At 72.1% G+C, this 16,502-nt stretch carries 14 protein-coding genes; 7 read left to right on the top strand and 7 right to left on the bottom strand.

All coding sequences use genetic code 11. The features are described 5' to 3' along the window. Nucleotides 1–177: 177 nt before the first annotated feature. A complete protein-coding gene (locus ACFP2T_RS21455; RefSeq protein ID WP_377424433.1) occupies nt 178–921 on the bottom strand; it encodes an AraC family transcriptional regulator in 744 nt (247 codons plus the stop codon). A gap of 54 nt (nt 922–975) precedes the next feature. On the opposite strand from ACFP2T_RS21455, the gene ACFP2T_RS21450 reads away from it, so the two are divergent. The 4 genes from ACFP2T_RS21450 (at nt 976) to mqnP (ending at nt 5,049) form a co-directional block, all read left to right on the top strand. Next, nucleotides 976–2,139, top strand: coding sequence for an MFS transporter (locus tag ACFP2T_RS21450; protein ID WP_377424432.1), 1,164 nt, complete (start codon nt 976–978; stop codon nt 2,137–2,139). Nucleotides 2,140–2,201: 62 nt separating this feature from the next. Further along, nucleotides 2,202–2,606 (top strand): hypothetical protein, encoded by a 405-nt coding sequence (locus ACFP2T_RS21445; protein ID WP_377424431.1) that lies wholly within the window; start codon nt 2,202–2,204, stop codon nt 2,604–2,606. An 80-nt stretch (nt 2,607–2,686) separates the two neighbouring features. After that, nucleotides 2,687–4,150 (top strand): menaquinone biosynthesis decarboxylase, encoded by a 1,464-nt coding sequence (locus tag ACFP2T_RS21440; RefSeq protein WP_377424429.1) that lies wholly within the window; start codon nt 2,687–2,689, stop codon nt 4,148–4,150. Continuing rightward, complete coding sequence (gene mqnP, locus ACFP2T_RS21435; RefSeq protein ID WP_377424427.1) at nt 4,126–5,049, top strand: menaquinone biosynthesis prenyltransferase MqnP; 924 nt, start codon at nt 4,126–4,128, stop codon at nt 5,047–5,049. The genes ACFP2T_RS21440 and mqnP overlap by 25 nt, the downstream gene beginning before the upstream one ends. On the opposite strand, the gene ACFP2T_RS21430 is transcribed toward mqnP, so the two are convergent. Then, nucleotides 5,046–6,182: a terpene synthase family protein gene (locus ACFP2T_RS21430; RefSeq protein ID WP_377424426.1), complete on the bottom strand. Its 1,137-nt coding sequence runs from the start codon at nt 6,180–6,182 to the stop codon at nt 5,046–5,048. The two genes, mqnP and ACFP2T_RS21430, sit on opposite strands and share 4 nt — an antisense overlap. A 310-nt stretch (nt 6,183–6,492) precedes the next feature. On the opposite strand from ACFP2T_RS21430, the gene ACFP2T_RS21425 reads away from it, so the two are divergent. Beyond that, nucleotides 6,493–7,122, top strand: a complete 630-nt coding sequence (locus tag ACFP2T_RS21425; protein WP_377424425.1) for a UbiX family flavin prenyltransferase — start codon at nt 6,493–6,495, stop codon at nt 7,120–7,122. Between the two features lie 103 nt (nt 7,123–7,225). Here the strand turns inward: ACFP2T_RS21425 and ACFP2T_RS21420 are convergent, their stop codons facing one another. Beyond that, complete coding sequence (locus ACFP2T_RS21420) at nt 7,226–7,507, bottom strand: BldC family transcriptional regulator (protein WP_192765870.1); 282 nt, start codon at nt 7,505–7,507, stop codon at nt 7,226–7,228. Nucleotides 7,508–7,753: 246 nt separating this feature from the next. Between ACFP2T_RS21420 and ACFP2T_RS21415 the strand changes: the two genes are divergently transcribed. Next, nucleotides 7,754–8,224, top strand: a complete 471-nt coding sequence (locus tag ACFP2T_RS21415; protein WP_377424424.1) for an Lrp/AsnC family transcriptional regulator — start codon at nt 7,754–7,756, stop codon at nt 8,222–8,224. Nucleotides 8,225–8,263: 39 nt separating this feature from the next. After that, on the top strand, nt 8,264–9,355 hold the full coding sequence (gene cds1 / locus ACFP2T_RS21410; RefSeq protein ID WP_377424423.1) for an L-cysteine desulfhydrase Cds1: 1,092 nt from the start codon (nt 8,264–8,266) through the stop codon (nt 9,353–9,355). 22 nt (nt 9,356–9,377) lie between these two features. On the opposite strand, the gene ACFP2T_RS21405 is transcribed toward cds1, so the two are convergent. The 4 genes from ACFP2T_RS21405 to ACFP2T_RS21390 all read right to left on the bottom strand — a co-directional run bounded on the left by ACFP2T_RS21405 (nt 9,378) and on the right by ACFP2T_RS21390 (nt 16,494). After that, entirely contained in the window at nt 9,378–10,001 is a 624-nt protein-coding gene (locus ACFP2T_RS21405) for a putative glycolipid-binding domain-containing protein (protein WP_377424422.1), read from the bottom strand. A 174-nt stretch (nt 10,002–10,175) separates the two neighbouring features. Continuing rightward, nucleotides 10,176–11,750 carry a DEAD/DEAH box helicase gene (locus ACFP2T_RS21400; protein WP_377424535.1) on the bottom strand — a complete coding sequence of 525 codons (1,575 nt, stop codon included), beginning with the start codon at nt 11,748–11,750 and terminating at the stop codon, nt 10,176–10,178. Nucleotides 11,751–12,245: 495 nt separating this feature from the next. After that, nucleotides 12,246–14,873 (bottom strand): hypothetical protein, encoded by a 2,628-nt coding sequence (locus tag ACFP2T_RS21395; protein WP_377424421.1) that lies wholly within the window; start codon nt 14,871–14,873, stop codon nt 12,246–12,248. Nucleotides 14,874–14,982: 109 nt separating this feature from the next. Further along, nucleotides 14,983–16,494 carry a C40 family peptidase gene (locus ACFP2T_RS21390; protein WP_377424419.1) on the bottom strand — a complete coding sequence of 504 codons (1,512 nt, stop codon included), beginning with the start codon at nt 16,492–16,494 and terminating at the stop codon, nt 14,983–14,985. Between the last annotated feature and the right edge of the window lie 8 nt (nt 16,495–16,502).

Here is a 16,502-nt window from a genome sequence, read left to right as displayed (position 1 = left end):
GCCGCTTCACCCATGCCTCGAACGGGCGACGGCGGATCCGACAGGTCGGCGGAATTTCTTCGGAGAATTCTTCGTCGACCGGTCGGCGGCGCCCTGAACTGGGAAGAGTCCGCCGGGGCGGGCGTCGGCGGCGCCGGAAGCAGCCCGGACGGCGCCCTCGCCGGCCGGTCGCCGACGCTACCGGCGCTCGTGTCTGCCCGGGGTGTGTCCGAAAGTACGCCGGAAGACGTCGATGAAGGCGCTGGTGGACGACCACCCGCAACGATGCGCCACGGCGGTCACCGGGACGTCCTCGGCCAGCATCACCAACGCACGGTGCAGCCGCAGTTGGGTGCGCCACTGCGGAAAGGTCATGCCGAGGTCGGACCGGAACAGTCGGGACAGCGTGCGGTCACTCCCGCCGACCTGCCTGCCGAGAGCGGCCAGGGTGCGGTTGTCGGCCGGGTCGGCGTACAGGATCGTGCAGAGTGCCCGTAACCGGGGCTCGGTGGGAGCGGGCAGGTGGACGGGCTGCTGAGGCGAGGCCCGCAGCTGGTCGAGGAGGACGGCCCGCAGTCGCCCACGTGCCGGGTCGACGTCCTGCGGAACGCGGGTGTAGGCGAGGATCAGCTCCCGCAACAGCGGCCCGACCGCCAGGACCGTCGGCTCCGTCAGGTCGAGCGGGTTGTCGGTCGCGGGCAGGCCGACCAGGTGCAGTTCGAGTTCACCGTGGGCCTGGTGGGCGTGCACGGTTCCGGCGGGCACCCAGATGGCGCGGGTGGCGGGGACCACCCAGGAACCCGCGTCGGTGGTGATGGCGAGCACTCCACGAGCGGCGTAGACGATCTGGTGGTCGTCGTGGCGGTGCGCGTCGATGGCGGACCCGGAGGGCAGCCGCTGGGCGCGGGTCGGCGCTACCGCCTGGTGGCGGGTTTTCGTCATTGGTTGGCAGTTTATCGGAAGCCCGACAGGCCCTCGGGCGGTGAGCATGACGGCGTGCGGAGAAACAGAACGATCATCCTGCTGTCCATCGGGCACGCCTGCGTGGACGTCTACCAGGGAGCCGTGGCCTCGCTGCTGCCGTTCTTCATCGCCGAGCGTGCCTACACCTACGCGACGGTCTCCGGCGTGGTGCTCGCCGCGTCGCTGCTCTCCTCGGTGGCGCAGCCGTTGTTCGGTGCGCTGACGGACCGGTGGGCGTTGCCCTGGCTGTTGCCGCTGAGCACGATCCTGGGCGGGCTGGGAATCGCGTGCAGCGGAATCACCGGTTCGTACCCGCTGACGCTGGCGTTCGTGGCGGTGTCCGGGATCGGAGTCGCGGCGTACCATCCCGAGTCCGCCCGGATCGCGCGGATCGCGAGCGGCGGAAGTCACGCCAGGATGGGCTGGTTCTCCCTCGGCGGCAACCTCGGCTTCGCCGTCGCGCCCATTCTGGTCACCGCCGTCGTCGCCACCGGCGGCCTGCGACTCACGCCGTTGCTCGTGGTGCCGGCCCTCGCCGGCAGCGTGCTGTGCCTGCCCGTCCTCCGCGCACTGCACCGGACGTCGGGGCCCGGCTCCGGTACCACCGTGCGGACCGGGACCGACGACAGGGCCTCGTTCGGCAAGCTGACGCTGGCCGTGGTCTGCCGCTCCGTCGCGTTCGCCGGCCTGAGCGCGTTCCTGGCGCTCTACGCGCCACAGCGCACCGGGGGAGGTACCTCGGCGGGGACGGCGGCGCTGGTCGTGCTCTATCTCGGCGGGGCGGTGGGCACGGTGCTGGGTGGCAGCCTGGCCGGCCGCTGGGACCGGGTCACCGTCGTGCGCTGGTCGTACCTGGTGACGGTCGGCGCCGTCGGGGGGATCGTGTTCGTGCCCGGCCCGGCGTTCTACCTGTTCGTGGCGCTCACCTCGGCCGGGCTCTACATCCCGTTCTCGCTCCAGATCACCCTCGGCCAGGACTACCTTCCGACCCGCGTCGGCACCGCGAGTGGCATCACGCTGGGCCTGACCGTCAGCGTCGGTGGCCTGGTCAGCCCGCTCATCGGTCACGTCGCCGACGTGGCCTCGCTCCAGGTGGCCCTCGCCCCGCTGATCCTGATGCCCGCGCTGAGCTGGCTGCTGTTCCGGACACTCCCGGAACCGGCCGGGCCGACCCCGGTCTTGCTGTTGACAAGATAGCCGTGACGGTGGAATCTTGACGTCGACAAGTTTTGCTCTGACCTATGCCCGGGAGAACCCTGATGTCATCCGCGACCCAGAGCACCGCCGCCGTCCTGCTGATCACCGTCTCGACGATCGCGTTCGGCGGGTTGTCCCTGCTGATGAACCTCGTCCGGCGGATCCCCGGCTACCTCGACAATCCGGTGCGCCGGGCCCTGTGGACCGCCGGGCACGCCCACGCCGGGGTGCTGGTGCTGTTCGCCCTGGTCGCGCTGCTCTACCTGGACCGGTCCGACTATGGCGACGGCATGCTGACGCTGATCCGAACCCTGCTGGTCGCCCCGCCGATCCTGATGCCGCTCGGATTCTTCCTGTCCGTGGTCCGGCCCACCGACACCCGGCCCAACAAGCTGATCTGGCTGGTGGTGGTCGGTGGGGTCAGCCTGATCGCCGGCACCCTGCTGCTCGGCGTCGGACTGCTCTGACAGCCGCGCCGGCGGGAGCCCGGTCACGGCGGGGTACCCGGCCGTGCCGCCCGGACCGGCGGTGCGACAGACTAGCGGCCATGGCGGCTCGTGGCTTCCCGTACCAGGATCTCCGGGAGTTCCTCACCGCGCTGGAAAGCGCCGGAGAGTTGCGGCGGGTCGGCGTACCGGTCGATCCGACGCTGGAGATCAGCGAGGTGACCACCCGGACGGTGCGGGCGAACGGGCCGGCGCTGCTCTTCGAGCGGCCCACCCGGGGCGAGATGCCCATCGCGATCAACCTGTTCGGCACCGAGCGCCGGATGGCGATGGCGCTCGGCGTGGACCGGCTGGACGAGATCGGTGAGCGGATCGGGGCGCTGGTCAAGCCGGAGCTGCCGGTCGGCTGGTCGGGCATCCGGGAGGGCCTCGGCAAGGTCATGCAGCTCAAGTCCGTACCGCCGAAGAAGGTGAAGACGGCACCCTGCCAGCAGGTGATCTACCGGGGCGGCGATGTCGACCTGAACCGGCTGCCCGGCCTCCAGGTGTGGCCCGGCGACGGCGGGATCTTCCACAACTACGGGCTGACCCACACCAAGCATCCGGAGACCGGCAAGCGCAACCTCGGCCTGTACCGGTTGCAACAGCACTCGGCCAACAGCCTCGGCATGCACTGGCAGATCCACAAGGACTCCACGGCACACCACGCGGTCGCGGAGCGCCTCGGCCAGCGGCTGCCGGTGGCGATCGCGATCGGCTGCGACCCGGTGGTCAGCTACGCCGCCTCGGCGCCGCTGCCCGGTGACATCGACGAGTACCTGTTCGCCGGGTTCCTGCGCGGCGAGCGGGTCGAGATGGTCGACTGCCTCACCGTGCCGTTGCAGGTGCCGGCGCACGCGCAGATCGTGCTGGAGGGCTACATCGAGCCGGGGGAACGGCTGCCCGAGGGCCCGTTCGGCGACCACACCGGCTTCTACACCCCGGTCGAGCCGTTCCCGGTGCTGCACATCGAGGCCATGACCACCCAACGGGACCCGGTCTACCACTCGATCATCACCTCGAAGCCGCCCCAGGAGGACCACGGCCTGGGCAAGGCCACCGAGCGGATCTTCCAGCCACTGCTCAAGCTGATGATCCCGGACATCGTCGACTACGACCTGCCGGCGGCCGGGGTCTTCCACAACTGCGCGATCGTCTCGATCCGCAAGCGCTACCCGAAGCACGCCCAGAAGGTGATGAACGCGATCTGGGGCGCCCACCTGATGTCGCTGACCAAGCTGATCGTGGTCGTCGACGAGGACTGCGACGTGCACGACTACGCCGAGGTGGCCTGGCGGGCCTTCGGGAACGTCGACTACGCCCGGGACCTGCTGCTCACCGAGGGGCCGGTGGACCACCTGGACCACTCGTCGTACCAGCAGTTCTGGGGCGGCAAGGCCGGCGTGGACGCCACCCGCAAGCTGCCGGCCGAGGGCTACACCCGAGGCTGGCCGGAGGAGATGACGATGTCACCGGAGATCCGCTCCCTGGTGGACAAGCGGTGGACGGAGTACGGCATCTCGTGAGTACCGTTGCGGAGTCGCCGGGGCGGGTCAAGTCCTTCCTCCGGCTGGTGGCGATCGAGCACTCGGTCTTCGCGCTGCCGTTCGCCTACCTGTCGGCGTTGACCGCCATGGAACGCCACGGTGGACGGGTGCGCTGGCTCGACCTGCTGCTGATCACGATCGCCATGGTCGGTGCGCGTACCTTCGCGATGGCGGCGAACCGGATCATCGACCGACGGATCGACGCCCGCAATCCGCGTACCGCCAAGCGGGAGTTGGTCACCGGGGCGGTGAGCGTGCGGACGGCCTGGACCGGGGCGGCCGTCGCCCTGGTCGTCTTCCTCGCCGCCGCGGCGGCGCTCAACCCGCTCTGCCTGGTGCTCGCCCCGCTCGCCGTGGTACCGCTGGTGGTCTACCCGTACGCCAAGCGCTTCACCGACTGGCCGCACGCGATCCTGGCGCTGGCCCAGGCGGTCGGCCCGGTCGGTGCCTGGCTCGCCGTGACCGGCACCTTCGCCGGCTCCGGCCCGGCCTGGCTGCTCGGCGCCGCGGTCGGGCTGTGGATCGGCGGCTTCGACCTGATCTACGCCTGCCAGGACATCGAGGTCGACCGGCGGATCGGAGTACGCAGCGTGCCCGCCCGGTACGGCCTGCGGTTCGCGCTCCACGCCTCGACCGTGGCGCACGTGGTGACGTTCGGCCTGTTCCTGTGGTTCGGCGAGCTGGTGGGGCTCGGCTGGCCGTGGTGGTTCGGCCTGGCGCTCACCGCGCTCGCCTTCGGCTACCAGCACGTGGTGGTGACGCCGACCGACCTGTCCCGGGTCAACCGGGCGTTCTTCACCGCCAACGGGTTCGTCGGGATCGCGCTCTTCGTCTTCGCCCTGCTCGACCTCGTGGTCCGGTTCCACCTGGGGGGTTAGGCGTTGCCGGGGAGCCGCTCCGCCCGGACCACCGGGCCGGGCCGCCGGGTGGCCGGCAGCGCGTTCCGGTAGCGGCCGCTCTCCAGGGACCAGTCCATGGTGCCGCGCACCGAGTTGGCCACGCCCTCCAGGTACTCGTGCAGCGGCCCGTCGAGCGCCGGTCCGAACGACGGGACGGCCTCCCGTAGCTCGACGAACCGCCGCATGCTCCGCTGCCAGCGCCGGACCACCACCCGGACCGCCGCCTCGATCGGGATTCCGTCCTCCCGGGCCACCGCCAGCACCAGGTTGTGGCCGCCCGAGGTGGCCGCGTCCCGGTCCAGCGACAGCAGGTCGTTGAACCAGGAGAGCAGGTCGTTCGCGGTGGCGGCGACCTCGCGTACCGCCGGATGGTGGTAGATGGCGTCCGGCACCGGCAGCCCGGTCGCGAACTCGATCAGGGCGTACGAGATGTAGGCCGCCGACGTCGCCCGGCGCAGCGCGATGTACTCGGCCACGCTGGGCAGCCGCCCGGTCGCCTTGTTGGTGGCCTCGATGACCACGCCGTCGAGGTGGTGGGCCACCGCGTCGACGAAGCGGTTCCGCCAGGAGACGGACATCCGGTGGTAGGGGATCTGCCAGGCGTCGGCGAGCATCCGACGGAGCGGTCCGTCGAACGCCTCGGGCCGGGGTGCCGGCTGGTTCGCCGAGCGGGTGGGCGGTGGCGACGTCAGCCGGGCCGCTGGTCGGTTCGGGGAGCGCGTCCCCGGCGCGGCCGGCGGTTGGTTCGCCGGGCGGGTACCCGCCGCGGCGACCGGTTGGCTCCGCAGCAGCCGCAGCACACCGTCACAGAGCGCGGCCACCTCGGCCGGTCGGGGCCGCCGGCTGGCGTCGCAGGCGTCGTCGAGCAGGAAGAACCAGGTGAACAGCGCGGCGAGTACCTGTAGATCGACCTCGGTGGCTTCGGGATACAGCCGGCCGGCGTACCGGGCGACGCCGCCCCGGGCGAGCCGGACCCGGGCCTCGGCGTCGAGCGGCCCACCGATCCGCTCCACCCAGTCGACCAGCCAGTTCTGCACCTCGTCCGCGTACGGGCAGAGGCGTGCGGGAATCGGGCACCGCAGCTCGTCCACCCAGGTGCCGTCGCGGTACATGTCCGTCCTCCCTCGGTCCCGCACCACGGACATACGTGAGCAGCATTCCACCTTTCGGGGTCTTTGTGATCGCCGTCGCCGCCGTCCCATCTCGCACCACCTGATGATGCGGTCCGCCGCCCACGGCCCGGCGACGCGACCGGTCCGGCTTTCGGGGTCTTTGTGATCGCCGTCGCCGCCGTCCCATCTCGCACCACCTGATGATGCGGTCCGCCGCCCACGGCCCGGCGACGCGACCGGTCCGGCCGTCGCGGGGCGCCGACCGGGGGCGGCCGGCTCCCCGATGAGCGGTTGCGGCAGGCTGGTGGGCATGAGAAGGCCGTGGGTGGTCGGTGTCTCCGGCGCGTCGGGTACGCCGTACCCGGCCGCCGTGCTCGGCGGGCTGTTGGACGCGCGGGCGCCGGTGGACCTCGTCGTCTCCCGGGCGGCCCGGCTGACGATCCTGGACGAGACCGGTCGTCCGTTCCGGGACGCGCACTGGCGGGAGGACCTGTCCGGGTGGCTGGAGCGGGACCTGGCCGACGCCGACGTGCGGTACTGGCCGGCCGGGGATCTCGCGGCCGGACCGAGCAGTGGCTCGTATCCGGCCCGGGGCATGGTCGTGGTGCCGGCGAGCACGGCGGCCTGCGCCGGCATCGCGATCGGCCTCTCCAAGGACCTGCTGCAACGGGCCGCCGAGGTCAACCTGAAGGAACGGCGCCCGGTGGTGGTGGTGCCCAGGGAAACGCCGGTCACCCGGAGTCATCTGGAGCACCTGATCGCCCTGCACGACGCCGGAGCGGTGGTGCTGCCGGCGAGTCCCGGCTTCTACGGCGCCGGCGCCTCCGCCTCGGCCCGCCAACTCGTCGACTTCGTCGCCGGCAAGGTGCTGGACGCGCTTGGTGTGCCGCACTCGCTGTTCCAGCGCTGGTCCGGCGAACTGGGCGCGGCCCGGGGATGACCCCCGATCACGCCCGGAGGCGTCCGGCTGGTCCGGCCGGTCGGCCCCCCACCGAAACCGGCCGGCTTGTCGGGTACGACCAGCCGGCCGGGTCTCGTCTGGATCAGTGCAAACCGACGTTGCCGGCGCTGGCCGGGCCGGGACCACTCGGGGTGGCCGGGCCCGCGTTCCGCGGACGGTTTGCGATGCCCTCGTCCACCTCGTCGAGCATGCCCTCACCCTCCAGCAGCGCGCGTACCTCCGACTCGCGGAAGCGGCGATGCCCGCCGGGTGTTCGGATGCTACCGATACGCCCGGCCGCGGCCCAGCGTGTCACGGTCTTTGGATCGACGCGGAAGAGTGCTGCCACCTCGCCCGGTGTCAGCAGACGATCTCCAGTGTCCACAGCCCCCTCCTCGCGTCGACGAAGCCCCCGGACTGGTAGGACCGCCCCCAGAACACATGCTTGCCAGAGCCTTCGTTTAAGGGACGTAGGGCAATTACAACACCGCCGGAGTGCCGTGTCCGGCAAACGCGAAAACGTACTGTGTGGGAGGTTAGACGGGACGATTTACGGCATTTAAGAGCTTTGTCAGCAACAATGCCGCCTCCGCCGCCGACCCCATCCGGGACTCGGACTAGGGTCCACTCCGTGGACGCCATCGACCTCAGCCTCGTTGAGTTGCTGCGCGGCAATGCCCGCCTTTCGTACGCCGAGCTGGCCCGGCAGGTCGGCCTCTCCGCGCCGGCAGTGCACGAGCGGGTCGGCAAACTCGAGGCGAGCGGCGTCATCCGAGGTTATCGGGCCGACGTGGCGCCGGAGGCGATCGGGCTCGGCGTGACGGCCCTCATCGGGATCGTGCAGGACTCCGGCGGCGATACCGACGACGTACTCGGGGCGATCCGGGAGATGCCGGAAATCGAGTCCTGCTACTTCATGGCCGGAGTGGAATCGTTCCTGCTCAAGGCCCGAGTAGGCACAATTGCCGAGTTGGAGCAACTGATCCTGCGATTGAACCGGACCGCCGGAGTGGCGTCGACCCGTACCGGAGTCGCGTTGTCGACGAAATGGGAGAACCGTCCCCAGCCGGTCACCGTGCCCCGCCCGGTAGCGGCGCCCTGACCGGGTACCTTCCCGAGCGACCTTGCTACGTTCCTGGTCATGGAACATCTGGACCGGTTTGACGACACCGAGCGGGCGTGGGTGACCGCGGCCATCGCGGCGGTGGAGGCCGACGCGAACCGGTCCGCCGACACGCACCTGCTCTGCTTCCCGCTGCCCCGCGAGTGGGGCGTCGACCTGTACCTCAAGGACGAGTCGGTGCACCCGACCGGATCGCTCAAGCACCGGCTGGCCCGGTCACTGTTCCTCTACGGACTGTGCAACGGCTGGATCGGCCCGCACACGACCATTGTGGAAGCGTCGTCGGGGTCGACGGCGGTCTCCGAGGCGTACTTCGCCCGGATGCTCGGGGTGCAGTTCATCGCCGTCATGCCGGCCGCCACGTCCCCGGAGAAGATCGCCCTGATCGAGTTCCAGGGCGGAAAGTGCCATCTGGTCGACGATCCGGCCACCGTCGTGGTCGAGGCGCGTTGGCTGGCCGAGGACCTGGGCGGCCACTTCATGGACCAGTTCACGTACGCCGAACGCGCGACCGACTGGCGGGGAAACAACAACATCGCCGAGTCGATCTACGCACAACTGTCCCTGGAGCGACACCCGATTCCGGACTGGATCGTGGTCGGCGCGGGCACCGGCGGCACCAGCGCGACGATCGGCCGGTACGTCCGCTACCGGCGACTTCCGACCAGACTCTGCGTGGTCGATCCGGAGATATCCGCGTTCTATCCGGCCTGGGCGTCGGCCGACTGGTCGACCACTGCCGACGGTGCGTCCAGGATCGAGGGGATCGGCCGGCCGACCGTCGAGGCGTCCTTCCAACCGAGCGTCGTCGACCGGATGATCCGGGTGCCGGACGCGGCCTCGCTGGCCGCCATGCGTGCCGCGTCGGCGGTGCTCGGCCGGCGGGTGGGCGGATCGACCGGCACCAACCTGTGGGGCGCGTTCGGCCTGATCGCCCAGATGCGGGCCGCCGGCCGGACCGGATCGGTGGTGACCCTGCTCTGTGACGGCGGCGAGCGCTACACCGACACGTACTACTCGGACGAGTGGGTGGCCGGCCGGGGCATGGACCTGGCGCCGTACCTGTCCATGATCGAGCGGTTCCTGGTCTCCGGAGAGTGGGCCGGCTGACGCGGGTGCGGCGCCATCTCGATCATCCGCGCCGCTCGGCCAGCCCGGGATAGTGCAGGACGTAGCCGGCCGAGTCGAGCGTGATGTCGGCGGTGAAGCCCTCGCTGGCGAAGCGTACGCCGCCGCCGTCCAGCACCGTGTAGAGCTGCTCCGCCGGGATCACCTGCAGGCTGGGCACCAGCACCCAAACCGCGACGATCCGGTGCGTGCTTCCGGGAGCGGCGTCCCGGAGCCCCAGCCGGCGTACCGGAAGGGTGTTGAACAGCGGCGAGGCGCTCAGGTCGACGTCGACCGCCTCCGCGAGCCGCTCCGGCTCCTCGGTCCCGGGTAGGCCGGCGGCCGGATGTCCGGCCGCGACCAGCGCGGCGTCCAGGTCCCCCTGCTCGGCGGTGCTGGCCCGCCACCGGCCCGCGGCCCGCTCCAGGCGCAGGGTGCGCAGCCAGCCCTCACCCTCGCAGCTGACCTCCAACCCCTCGGCCGCCCAGCGTTCGTCGGTGCGGAGCTCGTAACGGCAGGTGAAGGCCAGCGGGTCGACGGCCAGGGCGGTGCCCCGAGCGGAGAGTCCGCGTCGGTCGTCGACGAGAGCGTGATCGGCGCCCGCCACATCGGTCCGGTTCCAGAACAACGACTTCGGCTTGGTCGGCATGCCCGGGACGTTACCGCCGACTACCGACATCCATGTCTGCTGCGCCAAAACGGGCCGCGCCGTGCCGTGCGAATGAACGGCCTGCCCTGCCACGCCGAGAAACGGACCGGGCCGACGGCACGCGACATGCGCGCCGTCGGCCCGGTCAAAGTTCGATCAGCGGGTCGAGTTCGATCAGCGGGTTGGCGTCGGCCGTCGCCCGTCGAACCGGTGGCCCCGTCGGTCTTCCGTCGAACGCTCGGCGGTCCCCCGGTCGTCGCGCGGACGGTCCCAGCCTGGGCGATCGGTGGAGGTCCGGCCCTCGTGCCGGAAACCTCCGTGCCGGCCGCCCGGCCGCCACTCGGCACCCCGTTCGGTCCGGCCGCCCTGTCCGGCCCCATCACCGGACGGCCGGTCGCCGTAACGTCGCTCGCCCTGGGGACGGTCGCCGTAGCGCCGTTCGCCCTGGGGACGGTCGCCGTAGCGTCGCTCGCCCTGCGGACGGTCGCCGTACCGTCGTTCCGTGCGGGGGCGCTCGGCCCGGCGCGGTGCCGGTTCCTCGACCACCGGCACACCGCTGGGCTGACGAGCCCCGGTCACCTCGGCCAGCGCCGCGTCGCCGGAACGTACCCGGGTCTCGGCCGGCTCGACACCGGCCTTCTGCAGCACCGCGAGCGTGGACCGGCGCTGCTTGGGCAGAACCAGGGTGGCGACCGCACCGGACTCTCCGGCCCGGGCGGTACGACCGGCCCGGTGCAGGTAGTCCTTCGGATCCTTGGGCGGGTCGACGTGGACGACCAGCGAGACCCCGTCGACGTGGATGCCCCGGGCCGCCACGTCGGTGGCGACCAGGACGTTCGTCCGGCCTTCCTTGAACTCGGCCAGTGTGCGGGTACGCACCCGCTGGGTCTTGCCACCGTGCAGCGCGCCGGCCCGGACACCGACGGCCGCGAACTGCTCGACCAGCCGGTCGACGCCCATCTGGGTACGCGCGAACATCATCGTGCGACCCTGCCGGGCGGCGATCGAGGCCGCCACCGCGAACTTGTCGTGCGGCGGGATCAGCAGGATGTGATGGTCCATCGTGGACACGGCAGCGGTCGCCGGGTCTGTCGAGTGGGTGACCGGGTCGGTCATGAACCGCTTGACGAGGGTGTCGACGTCGCCGTCCAGTGTGGCGGAGAAGAGCAGCCGTTGGGCGTTCGCCGGGGTCTTGGCGAGCAGGTCGGTGACGTCCGGCAGGAAGCCCATGTCGGCCATCTGGTCGGCCTCGTCCAGGACGGTGACCTCGATGTCGTCGAGCTTGCAGACGCCCCGTTGGATCAGGTCGCCCAGCCGGCCCGGCGTGGCGACGATGATCTCCACGCCGCGCCGCAGCGAGTCGATCTGGCGGTCGTAGGGCACTCCACCGACGGCGGTCTTCAGGAAGACGCCCAGCGCCCGTCCGAGCGGCATGAGCGCGTCGTTGACCTGCATCGCCAGTTCCCGGGTCGGCACCAGGATCAGCGCCCGGGGGTGGTTCGGCCGGGCTCGGGGACCGGCCGCGACCCGGGTCAGCACGGGCAGCCCGAAGGCGAGCGTCTTGCCGGAGCCGGTCTGGCCCCGGCCGAGTACGTCCCGACCGGCGAGCGCGTCCGGCACGGTGACGCGCTGGATCTCGAACGGGGTGTTGATGCCCTCCCGGCTCAGCGCCCGGACCAGTTGCCGGGGCAGCCCCAGCGCGGCGAAATCGGTGGGTTCGGCAATTGCGGCCGGTTCGTGGGCGTCGATCGTCCCGTCCGTTTCGGGGTCACCGTTCCCAGTGCCGGAAACAACCGCCGGACCGGTAACAGCGTGTCCAGCAGAATCGCCGCCAGCAGTGGAAACGCCGTCAGCGGCGAGAACAGGCTCGTCGGCCGGAACAGCCTCGGCGGCGGAAATCAGCTCGGCGTCGGGAACGGCCGGTGTGGCCGGAACGGCGGGAGCTTCTGACGCCGATTGGGCGTCGAATACGGACGGAAACGTGCTGGGGTCAGCAAAGGTCGTCAAGGATACCTCTCAAGCGGGGCGCATCATCGCGATGGCCCGCCGCGACGTGGTCGCCGCCGATTCGCCCGCAAGATCGCCCATAGGCGCGGTACACGCGCCAGGTCAACAATCCAACCAAGTGTACGGGGGTATGCCGCCGCTGCCACCTCGGCGCGCTCGCCAGTGGGCAGGCTCACCACCGGAGATCGGCGGCGGCCGCTCCGTTCCGTCGGACATTGGCGCTGGCCGTGGCGTCGATCAGCTGCCCAACAGTCCGTCGAAGAGACTGCTGAACGCGTCCCCGACCAGCAGCACGACCAGCAGACCCACCGCGACCAGGATGCTGAGCCCGATCAGCAGGACGATCACGACCCGTCCGGTGTTCGTCTTCTGCGATGGCGTGTCCGTCCAGCCCTGGGCCAGGATGTGGCCGGTCAGCGAGCCGGAGTTCTCCACCTGGTTCGAGGGCATCGAAACGGTCACATGCCCTTCCTGCCCGCCGTACACGGTGCCCTCGGGGCGCTGGTCGCGCGCCCAGTCCGGATATCCCGGCGACTGCGGGGTGGTGGGGGTGGTAGGGGCGGCGGGTGGAGGGGCCGGTTGGCGAGCCGGGGCCGACGGGCGCTCGGTGTTGGCGGCGACGGCCGGGCCCGGGTCGGCAGTGGGCAGGGAGTAGCCCGGCGTACCGGCATTGACGGGACGGTTCGAGGCCAGCGGGTTGGTCGGCGGCGGCCAGGCGGGCAGGGCGGGCGCCGGAACCACCAGCGGTGGGTCGGCGGGCGGCCGGGCGCCGGCGGGGGGCCGGACATCCGCCGGCCAGCCGCTCGGGCCACTCGATCCGGGCGGGGTCAGGTACGACACCGCGCCCGGCCCCGCCGAGGTGGGCGGGTACGGGTTCGGCATCGGTCCGGGTGGTATCGGGCCCGGTCCCGGCGGCACCGGTCCGGGGCCCGGAGGCGTGGGCGGGTACGGCGACGGGCCCGGTCCCGGCGGCACCGGCCCGGGGCCGGGGGGAAACGGTCCGGGGCCCGGCGTCGGGGGTACGGGCATCGGGAACGGCACCGGGGTGGGCCCCGGCGGCGGCTCGGGTACCGGCGGGTTCGGCGGTTGTGCCGGTTCCGGTGGTTGTACGGGCTCGGGGGGACGGGTCGGCGCCGGTGGCTCGGCCGGATCCGGCTCGCTGGCCCGGTAGACCTTCGCCCGCCCCGGCACCACCGCCGCGGCGGCGGCCTCGGTCGGCAACACCCGGGGTAGTCCCGGCACCGAGGCGCTGGCCCGGGTCGTACCGGCACTGCTCCGGGGGGCGCTGCGCTGTGGGGGCACGGTGTATCCCGGAGCGCCGCCGACCGGCGGCTCGGTGCCTCGGGGCGACGGATCGGAGATAGCCGGCGGCTTGGCGGTGCCCACTCCCGGCGATCCATCGAGGGCCACCGCGTCGGAGCGGCCGTGCTGCCGTACCGGGTCGACCTGGGCGTGGCCGGACGACGCGGCGGCGGCCGAGTCGGTGGGCGGTGTCGCCGGCGACTTGACGGCGGCGGCAAACGCCGACCACGGCGAGTCGGCTGCCGGCGGCGCCTGCGGGCGGCGCCGTTGCAGCGGTGGCGCCGGAGTCGCCGGAGTCCTCAGCGCTGGCAGGGCGGCCGGGGTGGCGGTGCCTGCCGGAGTCGCGGAGCCTGCCGGAGTCGTGGAGGCCGCCGGGGCGCTGGAGGCTACTGGGGCGCTTGCGGCTGCCGGCGCCTCTCCGGCCCCCGGGGCGACTGGGGTGGCGGAGGCGACTGGGGTGGCGGAGGCGACTGGGGTGGCGGAGGCGACTGGGGTGGCGGAGGCGACTGGGATGGCGGAGGCAGCGGACGGGGCCGGGGATGCGGACGGGGCCGGGGAGGCGGTGGAGGCCGCCTTGGCCAGGTCACCGGCCCGATAGGTCCGGCTGCCCGACGAGGTGGCGGGCATCGAGGCGATATCGGCGGCACTCGGCGTCGTGACCGCTGCGGTCGCGGCGCGGCCCCGGGCCGCTGGCGTACCCGACGGGGCCGGGGTTGCCACGCCGGCAGCCGACGCGGGTGGTTCGGAACCTCCGGCCGTGCCGACAGCCGGCACGTCCGCAGGGTCGGCGTCCGCGTCGGAATCGGCGCTGACGCCGGGAACAGCAGCGACGCCGACGTCGGCAGCAGCAGAATCGAGATCGGCGTCGGGAGCGGCGGCAGCGTCCGGAACGGCGTCGGCGTCGGCGGCTCCGTCAGAGTCGGGAGCGGCGTCGGCGGCAGCGGCATCGTCGGGAGCTGAACCGGCGTCCGGGGCAGGATCGACGTCGACGTCGGTGTCGGTAGCACCGGGAGGATCGAGGTCGGAGCCGGAAACGGCGGTGGCTTCGACGACAGGAGCGGGCTCCGGCGCGGCGGTGGCGTCCGGATCGGGAGCGGGATCGCGATCGGGCGCGGCGGTGGCGTCTACGGCAGGAACCGGCTCGGGCAGGGCGTCGGCGGGATCCGGCGACTTCCGAACCACCTCCTCGGCCGACGGCATCTCGTCCTCCGCAGGTACGTCGTCCGTTGCCGGTGCCGCTGCTCCCTCGTCGGCAGCCGGGTCCACGCCGACCGGGTCCACGCCGACCGGGTCCCGATCCGCCTCGGGCCCGGCCTGCCCGGCCGGACCCCGTTGGGGCTCGTCGGGCCAGAGCGCCCCGGCCGGCGGTGGCGGGGGCGGTTCGTACGCCTCGGGCAGCTCGTCCTCGGCCGGCGGCTCCGGCAGGGCGGTGCCGACCGGTGGCGGGGGCGGCAACGGAGACAGTTCGCCCTGCCCGTCCCGTACGGACGGTGTGGAGCCTGCCGGAACGTCAGGACCTGGCGGTCCGTCCCCGTCGCCCGGCCTGACCTGCGATTCGTCCATTGTTGCCTCCCGCGCCCACGCCCGGACCGGTGGGCCGGGCCGGAAGTACGTCAACCCTCACCGTGCCATATCTCAGCACGACCGCACAGCCGGCCAGCAGCCGGCACCGTCAGCCCTCGCTGGGGCTACCGTCCGCCGCCGAAGTCGACCGGGTGGTGCTCGGTCCGCTCGTCGACGTGTTCGTCGTGGGCGTCACCGACTGGGTGGTCTCCGGCGGGTCCGGGATCGGCGCGGGCGTCGTCGTCGGCGGCTTCGTGATCGGCGGCTTCGTGATGGTGGGAGGCGGTGTGGTGGTGGGTGGCGGTGTGGTGGTGGGGGGCGGCGTCGTGGTGGGTGGCGGCGTCGTGGTGGGAGGTGGCGTCGTGGTGGGTGGCGGTGTGGTGGGAGGTGGCGTCGTGGCTGGCGGCGTGGTGGGTGGCGGTGTGGTGGGCGCCGGCACCGCGGGGAAGATCCGGGTCGCCGCGTAGAACCGCGACCACCGGACGGTGGAGACCTTGACCACCTCGCCGGTGGTGGGCGAGTGGACCATCTTGCCGCCGCCGATGTACATCGCGACGTGGTGGATGCTGGTCCAACTGCTGCCGGAGGCGAAGAAGATGAGGTCGCCGGGAAGCAGGGCATTCCGGGCGACGGTCTGGTTACGGGTGCCGTTGTACTGGTCCCGGGACACCCGGGGGATCCGCTTGCCCTGGGAGAGGTAGGCGGCCAGCATCAGGCCGGAGCAGTCGAACCGGTTCGGGCCCTCGGCACCCCACAGGTAGGGGTCGCCCCGCTGGGCGAGTGCGTAGCGCACCGCGCCCAGCGCCTTGGGGTTCGCCACCATTCCGGCGACGCTGTCGATGCCGATCTGGTCGCCGAGAAGCTGCTCGGCCGCTTCCTGGGCCCGTTCGATCGCCGCGAGCTGGTTCGCGTTGTTGCGCTTGATCGTCACCAGGGCGGCGGCCCGCTCCTTGTAGCGCTTCTCCGCTGTCGTGAACGCCGCGGCCGCCTGCGTGGACTTGGTCGAGGCCGCCTGGTAGGCCGCCTCCGCCGCCTGCTGTGCCTGTAGGGCCCGCGCCACCTCGCTGGCGGCCAGGGCGGTGTCGCCGCTGCGCTCCTCGCCACGCTGGATCCGGCTGAGCAGCTCGAGGCCGTGCAGATCGGTGCCGAAGGCGCCCGGCGGCAGGCCGGCGGCGTCCTTGAGCGCATCCGCCGCGGCGCTGTCCGCCGACGTACGGGCCCTGGTCAGTTCGTCTCGGGCCTTGACCCGTGCCCCGTCGGCGGTGGTCAGTTCGGTGGCCGCCGTGTCCCGCGCCTGGCGTAGCTGTAGCAACTGATCGCCGAGCTGGGCGACCTCGACCTCCAGCGCGTAGATCTGACTCGCCAGCGGGCCGTTGACGGCCGGGATCTGCGAGTACGACGGTGGTGCCGTGGTGGTGCTGGGCACCACCGGCACGCCGACCGGCGCGGGGCGTACGCCGGAGTCGGGGATGGTGTTCGGCAGTGGCGGTTCGGCGTAGACCGGGCTGGCGAGCGCCCCGGCGACGATCGCGCCGACCAGGGCGGACCAGAGCATCGGGCGTAGCACCGGAGAAACCGTGTTGTCCGGTCGCGCCGGTCGTCCGCGCCTGCTGTCGGTCATGCCGCTCC

This window comes from Plantactinospora solaniradicis (assembly GCF_042658085.1).
GTDB lineage: Bacteria > Actinomycetota > Actinomycetes > Mycobacteriales > Micromonosporaceae > Plantactinospora > Plantactinospora solaniradicis.
This window is presented reverse-complemented; position numbering and strand designations above follow the sequence as displayed.

Bases quoted from the DNA above. Each gene is read 5' to 3' on its own strand.
- ACFP2T_RS21455 (WP_377424433.1), bottom strand. From the start codon at position 921: ATGACGAAAACCCGCCACCAGGCGGTAGCGCCGACCCGCGCCCAGCGG.
- ACFP2T_RS21445 (WP_377424431.1), top strand. From the start codon at position 2,202: ATGTCATCCGCGACCCAGAGCACCGCCGCCGTCCTGCTGATCACCGTC.
- ACFP2T_RS21440 (WP_377424429.1), top strand. From the start codon at position 2,687: ATGGCGGCTCGTGGCTTCCCGTACCAGGATCTCCGGGAGTTCCTCACC.
- ACFP2T_RS21430 (WP_377424426.1), bottom strand. From the start codon at position 6,182: ATGTACCGCGACGGCACCTGGGTGGACGAGCTGCGGTGCCCGATTCCC.
- ACFP2T_RS21425 (WP_377424425.1), top strand. From the start codon at position 6,493: ATGAGAAGGCCGTGGGTGGTCGGTGTCTCCGGCGCGTCGGGTACGCCG.
- cds1 (WP_377424423.1), top strand. From the start codon at position 8,264: ATGGAACATCTGGACCGGTTTGACGACACCGAGCGGGCGTGGGTGACC.
- ACFP2T_RS21405 (WP_377424422.1), bottom strand. From the start codon at position 10,001: ATGCCGACCAAGCCGAAGTCGTTGTTCTGGAACCGGACCGATGTGGCG.
- ACFP2T_RS21395 (WP_377424421.1), bottom strand. From the start codon at position 14,873: ATGGACGAATCGCAGGTCAGGCCGGGCGACGGGGACGGACCGCCAGGT.
- ACFP2T_RS21390 (WP_377424419.1), bottom strand. From the start codon at position 16,494: ATGACCGACAGCAGGCGCGGACGACCGGCGCGACCGGACAACACGGTT.